Below are 21,488 nucleotides of genomic sequence, written 5' to 3' on the forward strand. Positions count from 1 at the left end.
TTAAAAAGGGGTAAGCATTACGGCTTGATAGCCACCTTCAACACACCATCACGCTGATGCATAAATAAGTCATACGCCTCAACGATATCATCAAGCTTGTAGGTGTGGGTTACCATTTCAGACAAATCAATGCGACCTGATTCAATCACATTCATTAAACGGCGCATACGCTCTTTACCCCCTGGGCACAGTGCAGTGCGAATGGTATGGTCGCCAAGACCTGCGGCAAAATGTGCCATAGGAATGGTCAAGTCTTCTGAATAGACCCCTAAGCTTGAAAATGTGCCACCCGGCTTGAGAATCTTTAGTCCCTGCTCAAAGGTCGATTGCAAACCTAGAGCTTCGATACTACTATCAACACCGCGCCCGCCTGTTAGCTTCATCACCTCATCGACAACATCGACTTCTTTGAAGTTTAAGGTGACATCTGCACCCATCTTTTTGGCCATGGCCAAGCGATCGTTATTACCATCGATCGCAATAATGGTTGATGCGCCTTTTAGCTTAGCGCCTGCTGTGGCACATAGCCCGATAGGCCCTTGGGCAAAAATAGCGACGATATCACCAATTTGGATATCGGCATTCTCAGCGCCTTTAAAGCCTGTCGACATTATGTCAGGGCACATGAGCACTTGCTCATCGGTTAAGCCATCAGGGACTGGGGCTAAGTTTGCTTGTGCATCTGGCACTAAGACGTATTCTGCTTGTGTGCCGTCGATGATATTACCAAAGCGCCAACCACCTGTGGCCTTATAGCCATGACATGGACAGGTGCCATCAGGTTGTATATAACCACCGTCTTGGGAAGGGAAACCGTCTTGTGATGCGTATGAGGTGAAGCTTGGACAAATCGCACCAGCAATAACGCGTTGCCCCTCTTCATAGCCCATGACAGAACTACCTAGCTTTTCAATAATACCAACAGGCTCGTGACCGATGGTGAGACCTTGCGCCACAGGATATTCACCCTTAAAGATATGAATGTCGGTACCGCAAATGGTAGTAGTGGTGATTTTAATCAGCGCATCATTAGGGCCGATGTCTGGTATTTTCTTTTCAGTGAGTTCAATTTTACCTGGTTCTACAAATATTAGCGTTTTCATCATGCTCATGTTATATCTTCCTTGTGTGTTGGCTTTTATCAACAAAGCAGCTGTTTCTGGTGTCAGAGAAACAGTCTCTTCCCTTTACTGTTGTTCCTTTAATTAGTATATATAGTCAGCGAACTACTAAAGGGTTACAGCGTTAACCTCGTTAAGCCTACTTAAGTAGTACTTGCACTCGGTTGCCTTGTAACCATTTTAGACTTCTTTGACTATACCCTTTATATATGACAAGAAAGTTTAAAGCCACATTATTTTTATGGATTTTGGTAACTTAACTGTCTCTATTTATAGCCACTTATTCCTGATAAGGATACTCACGACTCTCTAACGTTAATACTGGCTTGGGGACTGCAGTCTTTAAGGTTGGACTAGATGGCTCTAAATGAGTTGATGACTCTAAATGAGTTGTTTGAGGAACCGCTAGAGGTGATTCAACACTCATCGTCAATATACTTTGGGTTCGGGTGCCATAGTTAGGCATTTCTGGTGTGTCAATGCAGATAGAGGACAGCGCTTGCTCAAGCGCCTTAGGTAGTCCCGTATTCGGAAGCTGATCGCTAGGGGCTTGTAGGGTATCTGACAATACCTGCCATGCAGCCGATTGCCAATAGTGTTTGTCTGCATTTTGAAACTTAATACTTTCACTAATCAAAGGCAGCACTTCTTGGCGTACTCGTCCGCGTAAACGCTCAGACTTAAACCACGCATCGTCTGGTTGACCGTTTGAGATAATATGAAGACCACTGTGTAACGGCGTCGGTGGATAGCCCCGGTTATTGATGATCACTGCTTGCTGGGTATCACCAACAATTAGATTAAATCCTGCGTAGGCTTGTAGATCAAGCTGACGGGCAAACGCTAGTGGCGATAAGTCGCTGATTAAAAAACTGGTAACCAGCTCGCCTCTAGAGCGCTGGTCTTCGCTTGCTTGTACGCCATCTCGAAAATTTAACACCGCCGCCCATCGCCCGTTTTGTGTCACTACCTCTCCTTTTGTGCTTTGTTGGTGCACGCCAAGCCAAGTTCCGCCACTTTTATTATCACGACCGGCATAGATTGGTTCATCTGTCCACTGATGGGCTGGTGTGGTGGGTCGTGCCAAAAACTCATCGCGGTTAGACAATAGCACTAATGGCATCTCATCGAATAATTGCCAAGCAATAGCCGCTATACACATTAGATTTCCTTTGTTTAATGAAAAATATAAATAAAAAGTCGGTCTTTGGTTTTAAATGTAGAATCAAATTGTTCTATTTATGCTCATTTTTATTCCATAAAAAACAGAGCCTTATCGTGTAGATAAAATAAATAGTCGATTTTGGGTCAAAAATTAGGCAGTTATAGTCAAAAAGAACAAAAATGGTGCAAATTTAATCATTTAAGGTTGGCACAAATATTGAAACATTAATAACAGTTAGTAACCTTCTATTACCTCAGCTTACATAGCTGTTATTTTACTCTTGGAGAAATTCATGTCTTTATTAGCCACTGTACCTTCCCTAGTGCCGCGCACTTCTAAAACTGGTGTGTCATCACGTTTATCTGTATTAGCCGTCGCGATAGTCGGAAGCTTAAGCCTAATTGGCTGCCAAAAACCTTCAGAAACCACTGCGGAGACTACCCCTACTGAAACAGAAACCAGCACCGAGACAACCCCTACCCCTGCTGCAGATGGCGACACTATCAAAGTGGGTATCTTGCACTCCTTATCTGGCACAATGGCCATCTCTGAGACCTCATTAAAAGACACCGCGCTTATGACCATTGATGAAATCAATGCTAATGGTGGTGTGTTAGGCAAAAAACTTGAACCTGTCGTGGTTGATCCTGCATCAGACTGGCCTTTATTTGCAGAAAAAGCGCGTCAGCTGCTAACTCAAGATAAAGTAGATGTCATCTTTGGGGGTTGGACCTCTGTCTCTCGTAAATCTGTACTACCGGTTGTCGAAGAGCTGAACGGCTTGATGTTCTACCCTGTACAGTACGAAGGTCAAGAGCAGTCAGAAAACATCTTCTATACCGGCGCAGCGCCTAACCAGCAGGCCATCCCTGCTGTTGAGTACTTAATGAGCCCTGAGGGTGGTAGTGCTGAGCGTTTCGTACTTTTGGGTACCGATTATGTGTATCCTCGTACCACCAATCAGATTTTACGCGCCTTCCTGAAGTCTAAAGGTGTGGCAGATGAAGACATCATGGAAGAGTATACCCCATTTGGCTTTAGCAACTATCAGACTATCGTCGGTAACATAAAGAACTTCTCTACGGGTAAAAAGACAGCGGTCATCTCTACCATTAATGGTGATTCAAACGTACCATTTTACCGTGAGCTTGCCAACCAAGGTATCAAAGCATCTGATATCCCAGTTATGGCATTCTCAGTAGGGGAAGAAGAACTACGCGGTATCGATACCAGCTTACTACAAGGGCATTTGGCAGCGTGGAACTACTTTATGTCGGTTAAAAACCCAGTTAATAGTGACTTTACCAAAAAATATAAAAAGTACGCCTTGGATCATAAACTACCGAATGCTGACAAAGTAGTGACTAATGATCCTATGGAAGCCACTTATGTAGGTATCAATATGTGGAAACAAGCAGTTGAAAAAGCAGGCACAACTGATGTGGATAAAGTACGTATCAGTATGGGTGGTCAAACGTTCGATGCGCCTTCTGGATACACCTTGAAAATGGATGAAGAAAACCATCACTTATGGAAACCTGTCATGATCGGTCAAATCCGTGCCGATGGTCAGTTCGATGTGATTAGTAAAACGCCAGAGGTAATCCGTGCGGAACCTTGGAGTAAGTACATTCCTAAGTAACTCATAAGTAACTCATATTAGTTAACTCAAATTGGTCATCCTTATAAATGACGCTAAATTGATATGAGTGGTAACTGTTAAAAGACTGAGGTCGATAATGGGCAATAAAAGAGGAAGTTTACTTCCTCTTTTCACCGCCACCTTATATTTCAGCTTTTAATTTTAACGCTTCGTTGTAGCGTTTCATATAGATGTTTCATAGTAACGTCTTATGTCCATACAAATTATAACAAGCTATTTATTACTTGGCTATTTTCCATAAACCCTTGCTGTATAAGTCATCTCTTTACGATTAGACACTCCTCTATTAAAGAAGATTAGACATCAAGGGTTTGTCGAACATCATACTATTCTCATTAAGGAGCCGCATATGCCGCGCCATAACTCACGCTCAATAGCAGAGCCCTCGTATAAGAGGCAGCCGTTGCTGATAACACGGTTTTTCCGCTTTTTAGCGTGGCTGCCCTTGTTTTTTGTCACCTACCTTACCTTACTGATGCCTGCGCACGCTGAGCAGACATCTGCAATGGCGGCAACGGATACGGTCACTGCTACCTCACAAACCGTAAATACTGATGGTGACACCTTGCAGGATCAAAATGAGCACTCTCTAACCACGCCAGCAGCCTTGGATAACCCGACTGCGAGCTCAGGTGATGCCATTGAGCAGTTTGTCGCCGCTGATTTCGCTCAACGTCAAGCGATGTTAAATAACTGGCCTGGAACAGCTGAAAGCTTAGATACGTTGGTTGAGCTGATTAGTAAAGATGAGCTGTATCAAGGCAATGGCGGTCAGACTTATTTGCTAAATAGTGACGATCAATTATTCACTTATCCTGATAAACAAGAAACTGCTGACTGGCCCAGCGATTTATCACAAATTACGCTGACCAATGCCCTACGCTCTGCCCTTATTTTCGGTCAAGCTAAGGTCAAGCTTGCATCTGACGATACCGCTCAGCGTTTACAGGCAGTAGAAATTTTATCTGACAATATAGATCAAGTAGATCCTGCGACGATTACAGCCGCCGCTGCTAAAGAAGATAATGGCAAGGTGCAAGAGGCGCTTGCCGACTTGCAAGCTCGTATTAATTTTAGAGATGGCGATCTTGCCACTAAAGTTGCTGCCGTTAATGAGCTGGCTGATAGCGACAGTCCGCAAGTCCTAGTTGATATTCAATCCGCTCTCACTGCTGACAATTTAGATCCTGCGTTAAAAAGCGCTTTAGTGGCAGCTGAGAGCAGTGTTGCCAATCGCATTAAAGTAAGCACTTGGACGGGTCATTTATTTACTGGTATGAGTACCGCCAGTATCTTGCTTTTAGCCGCTCTTGGTCTTGCCATCACCTTTGGCTTACTAGGTGTCATCAATATGGCACATGGTGAGCTGATTATGATCGGCGCTTACGCCACTTATGTGGTGCAAAACCTATTTCAAGCGTATTTACCGGGTATGGCAGGCTGGTATCTGGTTGCCGCCATCCCTGTTGCCTTTTTAGTCAGTGCCATTATTGGCATGATTATCGAACGTGTTGTCATTCGTCCTCTGTATGGTCGTGAGCTTGAAACCTTACTGGCGACCTTCGGTGTCAGTCTCATTCTGATGCAATTAGTGCGTATGATCTTTGGCGCACAAAACGTTGAAGTGAGTAACGTTGACTGGTTAAGCGGTGCTTATCAGGTGTCCGCAAGCTTATCACTCCCTTATAACCGTATCGCTATTATCGGTTTTACCGTGATTGTATTGGCGCTACTGGTGTATTTGCTGAACAAAACCCGCTTTGGTTTGTTTGTGCGCGCCGTGACTCAAAACCGCCAAATGGCGCGTGCCGTAGGCATTCCTTCTGCCCGCATCGACATGCTCGCTTTTGGACTTGGTTCAGGGCTAGCAGGACTCGCTGGTTGCGCATTGGCACAAGTGGGTAACGTCGGTCCTGACTTAGGTCAGACTTATATTATTGATGCCTTCTTAGTCGTTGTCGTTGGTGGTGTTGGACAAGTATGGGGCGCTGTATTGGCAGCCTTAGGTCTTGGAGTCAGTGGTACGGTGCTTGAAATTGGCATTGGTGCTGTGATGGCTAAGATTGTGTTACTGGTTCTTGTGATTCTGTTTATTCAGAAACGTCCACAAGGTTTATTCGCCCTCAAAGGCCGCTTTGTGGATTAAGGAGAACCTCATGCGTATTACCCAACTATTATCTGATTCACCGCGAAACTCTATTCTTATTGGACTGTGTTTCCTAGTACTACTGATACTACCTTGGCTTCATTTAATGCCAGAAACATCAGCGTTGCACCTATCTGCCTACTGGATTACCCTGATTGGTAAGATCATGGCGCTTGCCATGGTGGCTTTGGCTTTAGACTTAGTGTGGGGCTATGCCGGTATCCTAAGCTTAGGTCATGGTCTTTATTTTGCCTTAGGCGGTTATGCCTTTGGGATGTATTTGACGCGAGAAACTGCTGGCGCGGGACTACCTGACTTTATGCGGTTTTTAAGTTGGACAGAAATGCCGTGGTATTGGGCTGGAACGCAAAACTTCTGGTGGGCAATGGCGCTGGTGGTGTTAGTCCCCGGTCTGATCGCTTTTATATTTGGTTTCTTTGCCTTTCGCTCAAAAATCAAAGGGGTTTATTTTTCCATTATTACCCAAGCCATGACCTATGCTGCCGCCTTGCTATTCTTCCGTAATGAAACGGGCTTTGGTGGGAACAACGGCTTTACTGGCTTCACCACGCTGTTAGGGTATGACATCACTGCATCATCAACACGAGCCATGCTGTGCTTTACTACCGCTGTGGCGCTGCTGCTGTCCTATCTAGGACTACGCTATCTTATGAATCAGCCTTATGGCCGAGTGCTTGGCGCCATTCGGGATAGTGAAAACCGCTTGCAATATTTGGGCTATCGTACGCTTTGGTACAAGCTATCTGCTTGGGTATTGTCTGCGGTGATCGCCGGTATCGCTGGGGCCTTATATGTCCCCCAAGTCGGCATCATTAATCCAGGTGAGATGAACCCTGTTAACTCCATTGAGATGGCGGTATGGGTAGCTGCTGGTGGCCGTGGAACCTTGATCGGCGCCATTGTCGGTGCTGGCGCGGTCAATGCCATTAAAACCTACTTTACAGTTGCCTATCCTGAATTTTGGTTACTTATCTTAGGTGGGTTATTTGTTGTGGTTACCTTATTTATGCCGAATGGCATTATTGGCCTACTCGACCGCTTTAAGAAGGAAAAAGAATAATGCCAAAACAATCTATTGATTCAACGACGGATACGACTGTGGCACAGCCAACTAAAACAGACAGTTTATTAAAAACACCTAAGAATGAGTCTTTAAATCAAGAATTAAATCAAGAAGGTGCTACAACTGCAACGACATCTACGCATAGCATAGACACTACTCCTGTAGCGGATAATGCGACAGTAGATACTCACCCATCAGCGACTCATAACAACCCAGTGACAACGTTGGCAGAAGACTACGGCGATAGCGATGGCTTAGCGCATCCTAAACCTAAGTCAGGGCCTGATATGAGCCATGGGATTGCGCTGTATTTAGAAGAAGTTAGCGTGTGGTTTGACTCGTTTCGAGCCCTTAACAACTTGTCTTTATATATTGAAGAAGGTGAGCTACGCTGCATCATCGGCCCTAATGGCGCGGGTAAAACCACCTTAATGGACGTCATTACGGGTAAAACGCGTCCTACTGAAGGTACGGCCTTCTTTGGTCAAATTCATGATTTATCAAAGCTGTCTACTGAAGAGATCGCCGAAGCGGGCATTGGTCGTAAGTTCCAAAAACCAACCGTGTTTGAGAACTTTACCGTACTTGATAACTTGATGTTGGCTGCCCCAAAAGACAAACGGGTTTCAAAAAGCTGGTTTACCAAAGTTGATGCGGACACTCAAGATACGCTTGACGCTACGCTAAGCCAAATTCGCTTAAAAGATATGATTAATAAGCCTGCTGGGCTGTTATCTCATGGACAAAAGCAGTGGCTTGAGATTGGGATGTTGTTGATGCAGCAACCAAAGCTCATCTTGCTTGATGAGCCTGTCGCCGGCATGACGGATGCCGAAACCGAACACACGGCTGAACTGTGCTTGCGTCTTAAAAAGGATCATACCTTAGTCGTTGTAGAACATGATATGACCTTTATCGATGCCATTAGTGAAAAAGTCACGGTATTGGCAAATGGGGCAATTTTAGCTGAAGGCACGTTAGCTGAAGTACAAAATGATGAGGCGGTTATTGAGACCTATCTAGGCCGATAATAGCTATAGTCAGCGAACTATAGTCGGTGAACTTATAAAGAGTCACGGCGTTAACCTCGTTAAGCCTACTCCAGTAGTACTTACACTCGGTTGCCTTGTAACCCTTTTAGACGTCTTTGACTATATTGCCGCTTAAAAACAGACCTATAGTGTCATTTCTTCTAATGAGAGTCGTCCAGTAGAGTTAGGTAAGTCAAGTATTAGTAGCAGTATTAACATTGATAATGATATTAATAGCAATACTACAATAGTTGGATGAACACCGTTAATGCCGCAACTGGCTTGAATCTATGTCACTATACACAAGAATAAAGGGTTTAATATGTTACAAGTGAATGCCATAAATCAATATTATGGGGGTAGTCACATTCTTCGTGATGTCAACTTAACTGCTCCGATAGGCGAATGTAGTGTGGTGCTCGGCCGTAATGGTGTCGGAAAAACCACCTTGCTCAAGTGTTTGATGGGTATTTTGCCCATTAAGTCCGGCGAAATTTTATTAAATGATAAAGACATTAGTAAATTGACGCCAGAACAACGTGTACGTGCTGGCATGGCCTATGTGCCTCAAGGACGTGATATTTTTTCTACGTTAACGGTTGAGGAAAACATCCTTATTGGCATGGCAAAGTTTTCACAGCGCAAAGCGAGCAAGGTCCCCAAACATTTGTACGATATCTTTCCGGTGCTCGATGAGATGAAACATCGCCGTGGCGGGGACTTATCGGGAGGACAGCAGCAGCAGCTTGCTATTGCTCGCGCACTGGCATCTGAGCCAACCGTTCTAATTTTGGATGAACCCACTGAAGGTATCCAGCCCTCTATTATTAAAGACATAGGTCGCGTGATTCAAGATCTCGGACGGCAAGGCAATATGGCGATTGTTTTGGTTGAGCAGTTCTATGAATTTGCAGAAGAGCTTGCCGATAATTACACGGTGCTCTCTCGTGGTCAAGTCGTCGCTCAAGGGCCTGGCGATGCGATGGCGGAAAATAACATTCAAGAGTTGGTCGCGATTTAAGCTTAAGTGGCCTGTTATTCATCGTTAGTAATACCTTTTCTAGACAATAGCCTACCGAGGAAGGCCAGTTTAAACGTATAAATCAAACGCTATCAATAGCGGATTTAATAGGGCTAATAAAGATAGCGGTTTTATATAAAAGGTATTATTTAGCACGCATAAACCATACATTTATAACTTATCTATCTTTTTAAATTAGCATACGGTAGACAGATAACTTAGAAATTTGTCCTATGCCGTTTTATACGCTGATTACAATTTCTCCACCGAGCACATCAGTGCTCGGTTTTTTTATGCCTCATTTTTATGCCTCATTAATGCAGACAAAAACAACTATGGTTGAAATGTTCGTCAGAGCGTAATGCTTACATCGCTATTTTTTGCTATTATGGCTTTCACTAGCATCGCCTTAATACGATGATCTATCACAAATAAGCTTTTCATACTTATCACCCACAGTAGACTTCGCCCATGATGATTCATCCCCAATTTGATCCTGTTGCTCTATCGCTTGGCCCCGTTCAAGTGCACTGGTATGGTTTTATGTATTTGCTGGCATTTGCCGCCGCTTATGGACTGGCATCTTACCGCAGTAAAAAACGTGACGGCTGGACCCAAGATATGGTATCTGACTTGGTGTTTTTCGGCGCACTTGGTGTGATATTGGGTGGGCGCATCGGCTACGTTCTGCTGTATCAGTTTGGGGAGTTTCTAGCCAACCCCACTTACTTATTTAGAGTGTGGGAAGGTGGCATGTCATTCCATGGTGGCCTTATTGGCGTCGCCTTGGCAATGACTTATTTTGCACGTAAATACAAAAAACCTATCTTTAACGTGTTAGATTTTATTGCGCCGTGTGTGCCAACAGGTTTGTTATTTGGACGTATTGGTAATTATATTAATGGTGAGCTATGGGGCCGTGTTTCAGAGGGCGGATACAACTGGTTAACTTTTTTCCCACAAGCCGCCCAATTTGACGCTGCGCTGATTACTACCAATCCGGCCATGCAGTCATTGATGAGACAAGTTGAAGGAAATTATTTATTGCCTCGTCACCCCTCTCAATTGTATGAGGCGTTCGCAGAAGGATTGTTGACCTTTATTATCGTCTGGTGGTTTTCTTCTAAACCGCGTCCGCGTATGGCTGTGACGGCCTTATTTATGCTTTGCTATGGCTTTAGCCGCTTTACCATTGAGTTTTTCCGCCAGCCTGATGAAGGCTACCAGTTAATCTTTGGCTGGATGAGTAAAGGTCAGCTCTATACGTTACCCATGATTATTATCGGCTTAGTGCTAATGGTGTTAGCGTACCGCAATCAAGTGTTTGATTGGGGCAAGTACGCAGCGAAATAGCATATAGGCGACAATGACACTTTTTAATGAGCAAACACTCTTATCCACTATTTTAATAACACTACTTGAGTAACAGTACTTTAATAACACTACTTGAGTAACAGTACTTTAATAACAGTACTTAAACGACATTATTTAAACGACATGATAGGGTCATCACTATGATCACCAGCAAAAACGAAGCCGCTTATCTCGACCTTATTCGCTATGTGCGTGACCATGGAACGCCCAAAGGCGATAGAACAGGCACAGGCACCCTAAGCCATTTCGGAGCGCAAATGCGTTTTGATCTTAGTGACGGCTTTCCGCTTTTGACCACCAAAAAAGTGCATATGAAGTCGATTACCTATGAGCTGTTTTGGTTTTTAAAGGGCGATACCAATGTTCAATATCTCCAAGACCACGGCGTGCGTATCTGGAATGAATGGTCAACGGCGGAACAGACGGCTCGATTTGGTCGCCCAGAGGGTGAACTCGGACCAGTATACGGTCATCAATGGCGCAACTATGGTGCCAGCAAAAATGACGATGGCAACTACAATCTAGATGGGGTCGATCAAATCATGGAAGTAGTTGAACAGATCAGAAATAATCCCAACTCACGTCGGCTGATCGTCTCTGGATGGAATCCAGCAGAGGCGAATCTGGTCGCCCTACCACCCTGCCATACTTTATTCCAATTCTTTGTTGCTGATGGCAAACTATCTTGTCAACTGTATCAGCGTTCAGCAGATTTATTTTTGGGTGTGCCTTTTAATATTGCCAGCTACTCGCTACTAACGCATATGATTGCACAAGTTTGCGACTTAGAGGTCGGTGAATTTATTTGGTCAGGTGGCGACTGTCATTTGTACCAAAACCACCTCGAACAGGTTAATGAACAGCTGTCACGGACGCCTTATCAGCTACCAACATTGTGGTTGAATCCTGACATTAAAGATATTTTTGACTTTGAATTTGATGACATTCGCGTCGACAATTATCAATCACATCCGGCCATTAAAGCACCGGTCGCCGTATAGTATTTACTAGCAAAATCAAAAAAATTCCACTGAACAAACAATCAAATAAAAACCAATTAAAATCATTATCTTAAAGGACGCCCTTATGAGCTATGCCCATACTCAAATTGCCCAAATAGCCGCCATCAGTAGTAATCGTTGTATTGGTAAAGATGGTGAATTGCCATGGCACATCCCTAATGATTTAAAGCATTTTAAAGCGATGACCACTGCTGAAACCGATGCCTATGTAGATAGTGGCGTCAAGGGTATCGTCATTATGGGACGCAAGACCTTTGAGTCGATGGGGGCTAAACCCTTACCAAAACGGGTCAATTTTGTGATCACTACCCAGATGGATTATGCGGAGGAGCACAATCTGGAAGGAAAAGAAGACCTGCATGTCGTACACAATATAGATGATGCTTTGACTCATGCAGCCAACGTCGCTCATGGATTGAAGTTTGATACCATTTGGGTCATCGGTGGTGAAAAGATTTTCAAAAACACCATGATGTATACTGACCGCATTGAGCTGACCATTATTGATACTGAGATTGAAAATGGTTCCGCTTTCTACCCTATTCTGTCAGACGAGTTTGAAGTCACAGCAGAGTCTGATACTCATTCGGATGACAATAGTGGTTTGAGCTATAAGTTCGTGACGTATATGGCCAACAAAGGCTAAGGACTTCTTCTCACCATTTTCATATATCGTGATATACCTTTAAATTAGGGTCAACGTAACCGAGCTTAAGTATGACACCATTAGGTTAATAAAGTTGACACCGTCACTGGTTTGAAGGTGTGGCACTATACCAGCTATCCTTTAAACGACCCTGAGCCCATTATGTGGATAAGCCTATTAAAGAAACTACTCATTACCCTACTGGTTTTTTTTGGCCTATTAGCATTGTTGGGCGTCATCACCTATCAAGACCTACCCGATAATACGAATCGCCCTGTCTCGACGCACCTACCTGTTGATATAAGCACTCTTGATATAAGCACTATCGATAACAGTACTATCGATAGTGATAGCCCGATTGCCAAACGGTTATTGCCTGCTATGGCGGCCCATCCTGATCAAAGTGGCATCTACTTACTGGATAACAGTCACGAAGCCTTTTTATCACGGCTGGCACTGGCCTCAGCAGCTCAAAAGACCCTCGATGTGCAGTATTATATTTGGCACGATGATACGACTGGACATTTACTGATGCAAAGCCTGTACCAAGCGGCAGAACGTGGGGTACGGGTGCGGCTACTACTCGATGACAACAACACCGATGGTATGGATGAGCTACTTGCTAGCGTCAATGCCCATCCAAATATTGAAGTGCGTCTGTTTAATCCCTTTATGCAGCGCAGCTTTCGCCCGCTTGGCTACTTAAGTGATTTTTTTCGCTTAAATAGACGGATGCATAATAAGACCTTTACCGCCGATGGCCTAATGACCATCGGTGGGGGGCGTAATGTCGGTGATGAATACTTTGGCTTTGGCACCGGAGTGATGTTTGCCGATTTGGATCTACTGGCAGTCGGCCCTGCTGCCCAAGATGTCGAGCAAGACTTTGATCGCTATTGGGCCAGTCAATCAGCTTATCCTGTTGAGCGTATCGTAGATATTCCGAACCCTAGGCCCTTTGACACGACGCCCGCTGATGATAGTCAGACAAAAGCCTTCTTAAACGATTTACAACACTCCGCCTTTGTCAAACAACTCAAACAGGGCGATATACCTCTGATATGGACCAAAACCAAGCTGATTAGTGACTCCCCTGCCAAGGTATTAAAGACATCTAAGAATTCCAGCTCCTTATTGACTGACATCCTCCCCATGATGCAGCAAACTCAACAAGAGCTACTCATCATCTCCCCCTACTTTGTGCCCACCAAGCGAGGTAACTCACTATTTACCACCTTGGCTGAGGACGGTAAACGGGTCGCCGTACTCACCAATTCATTGGCAGCCACGGATGTGGTACCCGTGCACTCCGGCTATGCCAAATACCGCAAACCCCTTCTCGAATCTGGGGTTTCGATATTTGAACTCAAACCCATGGCCACCGTTATCATTCAAAAAGATCGTGGCGGCATGATCAAACGTGGCGGTGCAAGCTTACATGCCAAGACCTTTATTGTTGATAACAAGACCTTATTTCTCGGCTCATTTAATATAGACCCCCGCTCAGCTCGTTTAAATACCGAAATGGGATTTGTGTTTGATAGCCCTGAGTTGGCCAGCTATTTGGCGGATAATATGAAAAAGAATCAGATGCAATACAGCTATGCGGTCAGCTTAACCCCGCAAGGTAAACTGCGCTGGGAAACGGAAGAGGACAACCAGATTGTCGCGTTTGATGATGAGCCCCACAGCTCTTTTTGGTCGCGTATTGGGGTGTGGATATGTTCGTTGCTACCGATTGAGTGGCTATTGTGATATCCATATCAACCGTAGCCAATCCCGCCATACGCTCATATCTTGGCTTGCCTATGAGGAGGGATTAAGTAAAGCACTGCTTTACCCCGACGCAAGAGAAAATCTATGATTTTTAAAGGCACTACGGCTAGCGTCATTCCTGCACCACGAGACTGCCTCTAGCCAAGCGCCTGCAACCCTGTGCTTTACCAAGGATACCTGCTACTGTCGGGGCTAAAAACCTTCTTACGACCACATTCAAAGCAAAACCAAACACCAATCCATACACCTTGCACGATATGTAGGGTGTCGCCACGCGCACCATTAACCGCATACTATTAACCGCGCACCATTAACAATGGTATCTTATTAAACTATTTGGTGGGTTACGCTATCGCTAACGCCTACGGATTGTGCGTGAATCTAAATATTGGTTGATATTGAGGGTGGATGGGCAACGTTGTTATTGCATAAACGTTTATCACGATAAATACCGGCAAGAACACGATGTAACCGCTAGCCCTGATGGAAGCGGTATCCTGATAGTCTTGGCGGGGTGCGTGGACTTTGGTGAGAGGGGGTATCGAGACAACAGGAACCCATCTCGCCTTAGTCCACGCCTCGCCTAGGCTAGCAGATACAAGCGGACAGCAGGAATAGCTACACAATCTTATAAAGACTAAGACGTATGCAAATAAATACTATGCGCTCGCCATAAACTTTAAGGTTAGGTCAGCCCTAAATATCATAGGTCAATTCGAAATATTTAATAAAAACGGCACTATAAAAAACCCTCTTTTAAATCACTAAAAGAGGGTTTTGCTCATACTTTATATACGGTTAAAAGGTCTTAAATCGCTTTTGTGCGCTCAGTTAACCATGTCAACGCGTCCCCTTCTACACGGTCTTTTAGCTCATTATAAACGTGCTGATGATAAGCGTTTAACCAGTCGATTTCCTCTTGGTTCAATAGGGCTTTATCGACCAAACGGGTATCAATCGGGCACAGCGTTACGGTCTCGAAGTGCAAGTAGTGACCGAATTCTGACTCTTGCGGAGTCGGTACGGGCTGATTGACAACCAAATTTTCGATACGGATCCCCCATCTGCCTTCACGATATAAGCCGGGCTCATTACTGGTAATCATGCCCACTTTCATCGCACGCTCAGGCGGTGTGCTGGCACTATAAGCAATGACTTGCGGGCCTTCGTGGACGTTTAGGAAGTAGCCGACGCCATGACCGGTACCATGCCCAAAGTCCATTTGCGCTTGCCATAATGGTGCACGGCAAATGGCATCAATTAACGGAGAGGCAATCCCATCTGGGAAACAGGCTTTTGCCAACGCAATGTGAGCTTTTAGGACGATACTAAAATCACGCTTATGCGCCTCGCTAACCGTGCCGATACCGACCACACGGGTGATATCAGTGGTACCGTTTTGATACTGGGCACCTGAATCAATCAGCAATAAACCGTCACCATCAAGGTAGCTAAACTTGTCTTCGGTGGCACGATAATGAGGCAGTGCGCCGTTTTCATTGTAGCCAGCGATGGTGGGGAAGCTCGGTGAGACATAGTGTGGCTGTTTGCGGCGTACATCTATCAGCATACTGTCGACATCTAGCTCGCTGAGACGCTCGCCTTGGTCTAATCGACTTTCAAACTCACTGAAAAACTCACACAATGCTGCCCCATCTTGACGCATGGCATCACGGATGTGCTCGATATCCGCGTCTGATTTGACAGATTTTAACAAGGTGCTAGGTGCGATGCTTTCAATCATACCGATATCATCGCCAAGCTCTTTTAGAGTGCCGACAGCGACTTTATTGGGATCCAGCAGGAGTAAATTATCAGGGGTTAACTGGCTTAGCGCCGATTGAATGTGATCATATTGCGCAACGTCAATGCCCGCCTCTGCTAATAATTTAGCGACATCATCCTCTATCTTGCGGTTATCAACATATAAGGTGGCGGTGTCTTGGGTGATCAGCATGTGCGCTAAAAATACGGGGTTGTAATCCACATCACTGCCGCGCAAGTTGGTCAGCCAAGCGATGTCATCTAAGCTTGAGAGTAGATGATGACTGACCCCAAGCTGCTGCATCTGAGCACGCACATCTGCCAGCTTATCTTGAGCCGACTGCGAGACAAACTGGGCATCATGAGCAAATAGCTTGGCGCTCGGTAACGCTGGGCGCTCTTGCCATAGCTCCACTAAGAAATCTTGCTCGGTAATTAGGCGAATACCGTCCTCTTCGTCTGGTGCCTCTGTAACACTCTTGTCAGTACGCTCTTCAACACTCTCTTCGACACGCTCTTCAACATTGTCTTCATTGGCAGCGTCTTCAAACGCATCCAATAAACGATCTTGTTCGGCAAGTGATAGCACATTGCCATCGATTGCCACGCTATCACCAGCACTCAGGTTTGCTGCTAGCCAATCAATATGGTTTGGCGCGCCTTTTTGTAGCTTTTGCAAACTGATGCCAGTGCCCTCTAGCTGGTCTGCGGCTTGCACCCAGTAGCGACTGTCGGTCCAAAGACCAGCGAAATCTTTGGTAACAACCAATGTACCGACTGATCCTGTGAATCCTGTCAGCCACTGACGACCTTGCCAATACTCTGGTAGATATTCAGATAAATGCGGGTCTGCGGTCGGAATAATAATTGCGCTGAGTTCGTTGTTTTTTAGGATTTGACGCAGTTTAGTAATACGGTCTTGGAAAATTTGTTTACTCATTCATTACCTCAGTATATTTTTATTGTCTCAGTGTATTTGTTCTGCCGTCTACTTTATTATTAAAATCACTATTGTACCGCTACTTTTATAAGGCTATTTTTTACGATTTCAAATAAAAAACGTGCTACCGATTATGGTAACACGTTTCATTTGTCATGCGATTTTGACTTGGTTAAACCTCGTAAACCTTGTTTGAATTTAACCGTGAGTCAAGGCCGTTAAACGGTCTGTTTATCCTCATCTTCACTGCGATCTAACATCGCTCTTATAGGTTTTGATAAAGCCAATAATATTAGCGCCGTCACCACTAAGAAGATTGCCATCGTGGTAAATAAGCCGGGTAGTCCATCAATAGTCTCAGCTGACACATGACCGCCAAAGAAGGCAGCAACCAAGTTACCCATCGCATAAGAGGTGAAGAATAGACCCATCATCTGACCTTGCATGCCTTTGGGAGCAAGCTTTGTCATTGACGACAAACCGACAGGGCTCAGACACAGCTCACCAAGCGTTAATAGTAATAAGCTACCGGTTAACCATAGGGGCGACACCAATGTTCCTGGATGACCAACCACCTGTTTGGCAGCCAAAATCATCACACCAAAACCAACCGCCGCCAGTAACATACCCATGGCAAACTTAGTCATACTATTTGGCTCCAGATTACGCTCGCCCAGTTTTACCCAAATGATACTGACAATCGGGGCTAACATAAGGATAAATATAGGGTTTAATGACTGAAACCAAATGCTTGGAATCGTAAAGCCCATCACATTAAGGTCGGTATAACGATCTGCAAATAAGTTGAAAGATGTCGGTTGTTGCTCGAAGCTTGACCAGAATAAAGTTGAACCGATGATTAATAAGAAACAAATGAGTAAGCGAATTTTGTCCGTCTTATCAAGCTTTGGCGAGATAAACATCACTAGGAAGTACAGTATCACCATGCCCGCAATAGTATAGGTCATATACTCGGCCACCATACTCGGATTAAAGGGCATGATACCGGTGGCAATCAGTGCAATGACAGCAATAAGTATTGCCATAAATACGCCAACCCAACGCCCTATATGATTATATTGAGTATTTGGCTGTTCCCATTCAGCAGTGATGCCTTTGGCATTAGCATAGCGCTTTAAATTTTTGCGTGCAGCAAAGCGATAAACTAGTAAAGAGATCAGCATTCCAATACCGCCCACCCCAAAACCAATATGCCACATTTGTCTTTCTTGAAATAATCCGACAATCAAGGCGGCAAACAGTGCACCGATGTTGATACCCATATAAAACAAGGTAAATCCCCCGTCACGACGTGAGTCATCCTTGCCATATAAGGCGCCTACCATCACTGAAATACAGGTCTTGAATAATCCAGAACCAAGTACGATACACACCAGTCCAATAAAGAACAGCGCCATACCAAACATGGCGGATAAAGCAATGCACAAATGACCTAGCGCAATAATAATACTGCCCCACCACAGTGCGCGCTCTTGACCGAGCCAGTTATCAGCGAGCCACCCTCCAGGCACAGCCGCTAAGTATAAAGTGCCTGCAAAGATACCATAAATCGCCGAAGCGGTAACATCGTCAAAGCCAAAACCACCGCTACTGACTGAAGCCACCATAAACAGTACCAACAAGGGTCTGATACTATAATAAGAAAACCGCTCCCACATTTCGGTAAAAAACAAAGATCTTAACGGCTGTGGATGCCCCATAAATCCATCGTCTAGTGCCTTAAATTCGGCAGACGTATTCGTTGTCCGTGGCTCTACACTCATAGTTTCATTTCCTTATTTGCTTTAACCTATTAAAAACAAAGTTAGACGCTAACACTTATCCTAGCGTTCATATTCACCTTTATCGAAATTCAAGCGATTTAAAAAGGTATTAAAAATTAATGAGATAAAAAAACGTGCTATTGTTTCATGCCGATAAAAGAGAGTAAAGATTGAGTGACAAAATTACATAAAAAAACCCGCCGAGTCCTTGAGACTAGGCGGGTTTGAGCAAACGTTTTATACTCTATCCGTTAAAAAACGGTCAAAAATAAAGCTAGCAGATAAAGTAAAAAAGTTTAAAAATGGCGTAAGAATTTAAATTAAGAGTAAAATATTGCGGTTAATAATACAGAAAGTAATGGCTCAAAATGTTTTCATCGAGCCAAACTCGTTTAAGAAATAACCTTAAAGCAAACTACGGCTGCTTATTGAGTCACTTCTTCATCAGCAGCATCAGTAGCTGCGTCTGCTTGATCCGCTGCGGCTTCAGCACCTTCAGTAGTTGTTTCAGCAGTGGCTTCTGCGACATCAGTTGTTTCATCAACTGTCGCTTCCGTGCCGTCTGTTGCAGTATCAGCCGCATCAGTGGTTTCCGTACCGGCCGTCGTTTCTGTTGATTCAGCGGTTTCTGTTTCAGTCGCTTCGGTAGTATTTGATGCCGCCGCGTCTGTGTCAGCAGACATCTCTTCAGTTGTGGCATCTACAGCAGGCTCAGGCGTGATATGATCGCCCGCTGGACGTAAGAAAGCGCTAATTCCAATAAGAAGTACGATAGCCAAAAAAGCCACAACACCAACGAGTGCGTAGAGTAATTCTTTTTTCGGTTTGTTTTGGCTTGCATCTGCCATAGGTCACCTATCTGTAAAATGTGATGAAGGTTTAAGAGGATGATATCCTCTGTCATTTATTTAGGGGGAGTCACTATTTTTCTGAGTATATATTATTCATTGAATGACAGTGTCATTAATCCACATCATTCAAAAGCAGTGTCCATTTCTTGCTATTATATCGCAATTTGCTACATTTTGTGAAAATGCCCTATCCTATTTGTGGATTAACAGTACATTTTTATTTAATTAGTTTTAAGACAGCCGTCTTTGTTATTAATTTAACGCTTATATGTCCCTCTGCCAGCGTAACTTAGCACTAGCATTAAGGCTATTACTATCAATATCGGATAATTACCGAAACGCACAAACGGGGTCATGCCCGTCCGAGACTGCACCTCACCGCGTAATACCGTACGCTCAAACTGCGGTGCCCGTGCCACTATTTTTCCTTTGTGATCAATAATGGCAGTTACCCCTGTATTGGTGGCACGCATAAACCAACGCCCTGTTTCAAGCGAGCGCATCTGCACCATTTGCAAATGTTGTAACGGACCTGCTGAGGTGCCAAACCAAGCATCATTTGATATGGTCAACATAAAGTCTGTGTGTTGCGCATTACGTCTTGTGGTATCCGGATACGCCACTTCGTAGCAAATTGCAGACCCTAAGTTATGACCCTGTATATTAAGGGGTGCCTGACCTGCAGAGCCACTGCTATAGCTTAGTATCTCCTCACTACCCGCCAATTTGGGAAATAAATCAAGCGCCCCTTGAAACGGAATGTACTCGCCAAACGGAACCAAGTTTTGTTTTTTATACAGACCCTCTGCTTGCGCACCCAGCGCCATCACACTGTTATAAAACGGCGCATAGTTGTCTGTTTCAGGGTTAAAAGCGGCGTCATCTTTATAGGGTATCCCAGTTACCCAAGCGCTATCTGACGCTTTGGCAACTTTCGCCACTTCATTGATAAATGGCTGCGCCTCTGTTTGGTACATCGGAATGGACGACTCAGGCCAAACCACTAAATCCTGACCCCACTCAGTACTACTTAGCGTGGCATAAATCTCTAGCGTTTTATATCGAAACTCAGTCAGCCACTTAACATCTTGCGAGATATTACCTTGAATAAGCGAAACTTTTAAGGCTTCAGTATTGTCTTTGGGCTTGGTCCACGCTGGATCCAGCAACCATAACCCGATACTGATAGCCAGTAAGACGGCCGTGATTAGTAGATAACCGGCCCGTTTGCGAAATACCTCTACCAAACTTACCGCCAATAACACCGCCACGAACGATACCGCAAATACCCCTGCCACAGGCGCCAAAGAGGACAACCAATGTTGCTCGGTAAAGGCATAGCCTACAAATAACCAAGGAAAACCCGTTAACAGCCAGGTTTTCATCCACTCTTGTAATACCCAAAGGGCGGCGAACGCCAACGGCTGCTTACCAACAAAGCGATTGAAAATCACTGCCATAAACGCATGAAATAAGCCCATACCCAGTCCCATCACCGCTATAGCAAGTAGCGACAGCGGCACAGATATATAGCCATACTCATGAATTGAGGTATACAGCCAAAACGCCCCGACACACCACAGCCCCATACCATAGGCTTCACCGATGACAAACGCCCGCTTATTAGTCATTGGCGCCAATAGCAGCGCATACAGCAGCGCCGGCGATATCAATGCAATAATCCAATAACCATACGGTGCCAACGATAACATAAACATCGCCCCCGCCATCCACGCTATGACGATAGTGATACCCATCGGTAACTGTGATGCTTGCTGGGAAGATGTAGACGTATTAAGTCGTTGTTGCACATGTTGGGTTGAGGCACGCATAACGGCTCCAGTAACTGGGTAATTCAAATGAAAGAAAGAGACAATCAAAAGAAAGAAACAAGATAATCAAACAAGATAATTAAAATAGTTCTGCTAAAACACCTGTCTATAAAACGTCGACTATTTTAAGCATCATCTTGACTATGCGTATCATAACAGCATGACATAAAAAAATCCCAAACCTACATCATCAATTAGGACTAATGCAAATAACACTAATGCAAATAACAGGCGTTAAACACCTATAGGCCACCGGCACTGATTCTCG

At 44.6% G+C, this 21,488-nt stretch carries 15 protein-coding genes; 9 read left to right on the plus strand and 6 right to left on the minus strand.

Annotated elements, in window-relative coordinates; translation table 11 throughout:
- Window positions 1-17: 17 nt before the first annotated feature.
- Together AC2SLT_RS00340 and AC2SLT_RS00345 are read right to left on the minus strand one after the other, a co-directional pair.
- Entirely contained in the window at window positions 18-1,112 is a 1,095-nt protein-coding gene (locus tag AC2SLT_RS00340) for an NAD(P)-dependent alcohol dehydrogenase (RefSeq protein ID WP_486545240.1), read from the minus strand.
- Window positions 1,113-1,401: 289 nt separating this feature from the next.
- Window positions 1,402-2,283 (minus strand): NRDE family protein, encoded by an 882-nt coding sequence (locus AC2SLT_RS00345; RefSeq protein WP_486545241.1) that lies wholly within the window; start codon window positions 2,281-2,283, stop codon window positions 1,402-1,404.
- Window positions 2,284-2,578: 295 nt separating this feature from the next.
- Here AC2SLT_RS00345 and urtA point away from each other — a divergent pair, with 295 nt between their 5' ends.
- The 9 genes from urtA (at window position 2,579) to AC2SLT_RS00390 (ending at window position 14,028) form a co-directional block, all read left to right on the plus strand.
- Window positions 2,579-3,928, plus strand: a complete 1,350-nt coding sequence (gene urtA, locus AC2SLT_RS00350; RefSeq protein WP_486545243.1) for an urea ABC transporter substrate-binding protein — start codon at window positions 2,579-2,581, stop codon at window positions 3,926-3,928.
- A 526-nt stretch (window positions 3,929-4,454) separates the two neighbouring features.
- Window positions 4,455-6,095: an urea ABC transporter permease subunit UrtB gene (gene urtB, locus AC2SLT_RS00355; protein WP_486545647.1), complete on the plus strand. Its 1,641-nt coding sequence runs from the start codon at window positions 4,455-4,457 to the stop codon at window positions 6,093-6,095.
- 10 nt (window positions 6,096-6,105) lie between these two features.
- Window positions 6,106-7,176, plus strand: coding sequence for an urea ABC transporter permease subunit UrtC (urtC, locus tag AC2SLT_RS00360; protein WP_486545244.1), 1,071 nt, complete (start codon window positions 6,106-6,108; stop codon window positions 7,174-7,176).
- Entirely contained in the window at window positions 7,176-8,210 is a 1,035-nt protein-coding gene (gene urtD / locus AC2SLT_RS00365; RefSeq protein ID WP_486545246.1) for an urea ABC transporter ATP-binding protein UrtD, read from the plus strand. Before urtC ends, urtD begins: the two co-directional genes overlap by 1 nt.
- A gap of 322 nt (window positions 8,211-8,532) precedes the next feature.
- Window positions 8,533-9,231 carry an urea ABC transporter ATP-binding subunit UrtE gene (gene urtE / locus AC2SLT_RS00370; protein WP_486545247.1) on the plus strand — a complete coding sequence of 233 codons (699 nt, stop codon included), beginning with the start codon at window positions 8,533-8,535 and terminating at the stop codon, window positions 9,229-9,231.
- A gap of 471 nt (window positions 9,232-9,702) precedes the next feature.
- Window positions 9,703-10,584 (plus strand): prolipoprotein diacylglyceryl transferase, encoded by an 882-nt coding sequence (gene lgt / locus AC2SLT_RS00375; protein WP_486545248.1) that lies wholly within the window; start codon window positions 9,703-9,705, stop codon window positions 10,582-10,584.
- Window positions 10,585-10,745: 161 nt separating this feature from the next.
- Window positions 10,746-11,606 carry a thymidylate synthase gene (locus tag AC2SLT_RS00380; protein ID WP_486545249.1) on the plus strand — a complete coding sequence of 287 codons (861 nt, stop codon included), beginning with the start codon at window positions 10,746-10,748 and terminating at the stop codon, window positions 11,604-11,606.
- Between the two features lie 85 nt (window positions 11,607-11,691).
- The gene (locus AC2SLT_RS00385; RefSeq protein ID WP_486545251.1) at window positions 11,692-12,273 is read left to right on the plus strand and encodes a dihydrofolate reductase; all 582 of its coding nucleotides are present in this window, start codon (window positions 11,692-11,694) and stop codon (window positions 12,271-12,273) included.
- Window positions 12,274-12,390: 117 nt separating this feature from the next.
- A complete protein-coding gene (locus AC2SLT_RS00390) occupies window positions 12,391-14,028 on the plus strand; it encodes a phospholipase D family protein (RefSeq protein WP_486545253.1) in 1,638 nt (545 codons plus the stop codon).
- An 829-nt stretch (window positions 14,029-14,857) separates the two neighbouring features.
- On the opposite strand, the gene AC2SLT_RS00395 is transcribed toward AC2SLT_RS00390, so the two are convergent.
- The 4 genes from AC2SLT_RS00395 to lnt all read right to left on the minus strand — a co-directional run bounded on the left by AC2SLT_RS00395 (window position 14,858) and on the right by lnt (window position 21,220).
- Window positions 14,858-16,753, minus strand: a complete 1,896-nt coding sequence (locus AC2SLT_RS00395) for an aminopeptidase P family protein (RefSeq protein WP_486545254.1) — start codon at window positions 16,751-16,753, stop codon at window positions 14,858-14,860.
- Window positions 16,754-16,971: 218 nt separating this feature from the next.
- A complete protein-coding gene (locus AC2SLT_RS00400) occupies window positions 16,972-18,537 on the minus strand; it encodes a peptide MFS transporter (protein WP_486545256.1) in 1,566 nt (521 codons plus the stop codon).
- A gap of 425 nt (window positions 18,538-18,962) precedes the next feature.
- Window positions 18,963-19,385, minus strand: a complete 423-nt coding sequence (locus AC2SLT_RS00405; RefSeq protein ID WP_486545258.1) for a hypothetical protein — start codon at window positions 19,383-19,385, stop codon at window positions 18,963-18,965.
- Between the two features lie 260 nt (window positions 19,386-19,645).
- Window positions 19,646-21,220: an apolipoprotein N-acyltransferase gene (gene lnt / locus AC2SLT_RS00410; protein ID WP_486545260.1), complete on the minus strand. Its 1,575-nt coding sequence runs from the start codon at window positions 21,218-21,220 to the stop codon at window positions 19,646-19,648.
- Window positions 21,221-21,488: the final 268 nt, after the last annotated feature.

The organism is Psychrobacter sp. CX18, assembly GCF_057396215.1.

What these genes read in the sequence shown, in the direction of transcription:
- AC2SLT_RS00385 (WP_486545251.1), top strand. Translation starts at nt 11,692, where the DNA reads ATGAGCTATGCCCATACTCAAATTGCCCAAATAGCCGCCATCAGTAGT.
- AC2SLT_RS00345 (WP_486545241.1), bottom strand. Translation starts at nt 2,283, where the DNA reads ATGTGTATAGCGGCTATTGCTTGGCAATTATTCGATGAGATGCCATTA.
- AC2SLT_RS00380 (WP_486545249.1), top strand. Translation starts at nt 10,746, where the DNA reads ATGATCACCAGCAAAAACGAAGCCGCTTATCTCGACCTTATTCGCTAT.
- lnt (WP_486545260.1), bottom strand. Translation starts at nt 21,220, where the DNA reads ATGCGTGCCTCAACCCAACATGTGCAACAACGACTTAATACGTCTACA.
- urtA (WP_486545243.1), top strand. Translation starts at nt 2,579, where the DNA reads ATGTCTTTATTAGCCACTGTACCTTCCCTAGTGCCGCGCACTTCTAAA.
- AC2SLT_RS00340 (WP_486545240.1), bottom strand. Translation starts at nt 1,112, where the DNA reads ATGAGCATGATGAAAACGCTAATATTTGTAGAACCAGGTAAAATTGAA.
- urtB (WP_486545647.1), top strand. Translation starts at nt 4,455, where the DNA reads ATGGCGGCAACGGATACGGTCACTGCTACCTCACAAACCGTAAATACT.
- urtD (WP_486545246.1), top strand. Translation starts at nt 7,176, where the DNA reads ATGCCAAAACAATCTATTGATTCAACGACGGATACGACTGTGGCACAG.
- AC2SLT_RS00395 (WP_486545254.1), bottom strand. Translation starts at nt 16,753, where the DNA reads ATGAGTAAACAAATTTTCCAAGACCGTATTACTAAACTGCGTCAAATC.
- lgt (WP_486545248.1), top strand. Translation starts at nt 9,703, where the DNA reads ATGATGATTCATCCCCAATTTGATCCTGTTGCTCTATCGCTTGGCCCC.
- AC2SLT_RS00405 (WP_486545258.1), bottom strand. Translation starts at nt 19,385, where the DNA reads ATGGCAGATGCAAGCCAAAACAAACCGAAAAAAGAATTACTCTACGCA.
- AC2SLT_RS00400 (WP_486545256.1), bottom strand. Translation starts at nt 18,537, where the DNA reads ATGAGTGTAGAGCCACGGACAACGAATACGTCTGCCGAATTTAAGGCA.
- urtC (WP_486545244.1), top strand. Translation starts at nt 6,106, where the DNA reads ATGCGTATTACCCAACTATTATCTGATTCACCGCGAAACTCTATTCTT.
- urtE (WP_486545247.1), top strand. Translation starts at nt 8,533, where the DNA reads ATGTTACAAGTGAATGCCATAAATCAATATTATGGGGGTAGTCACATT.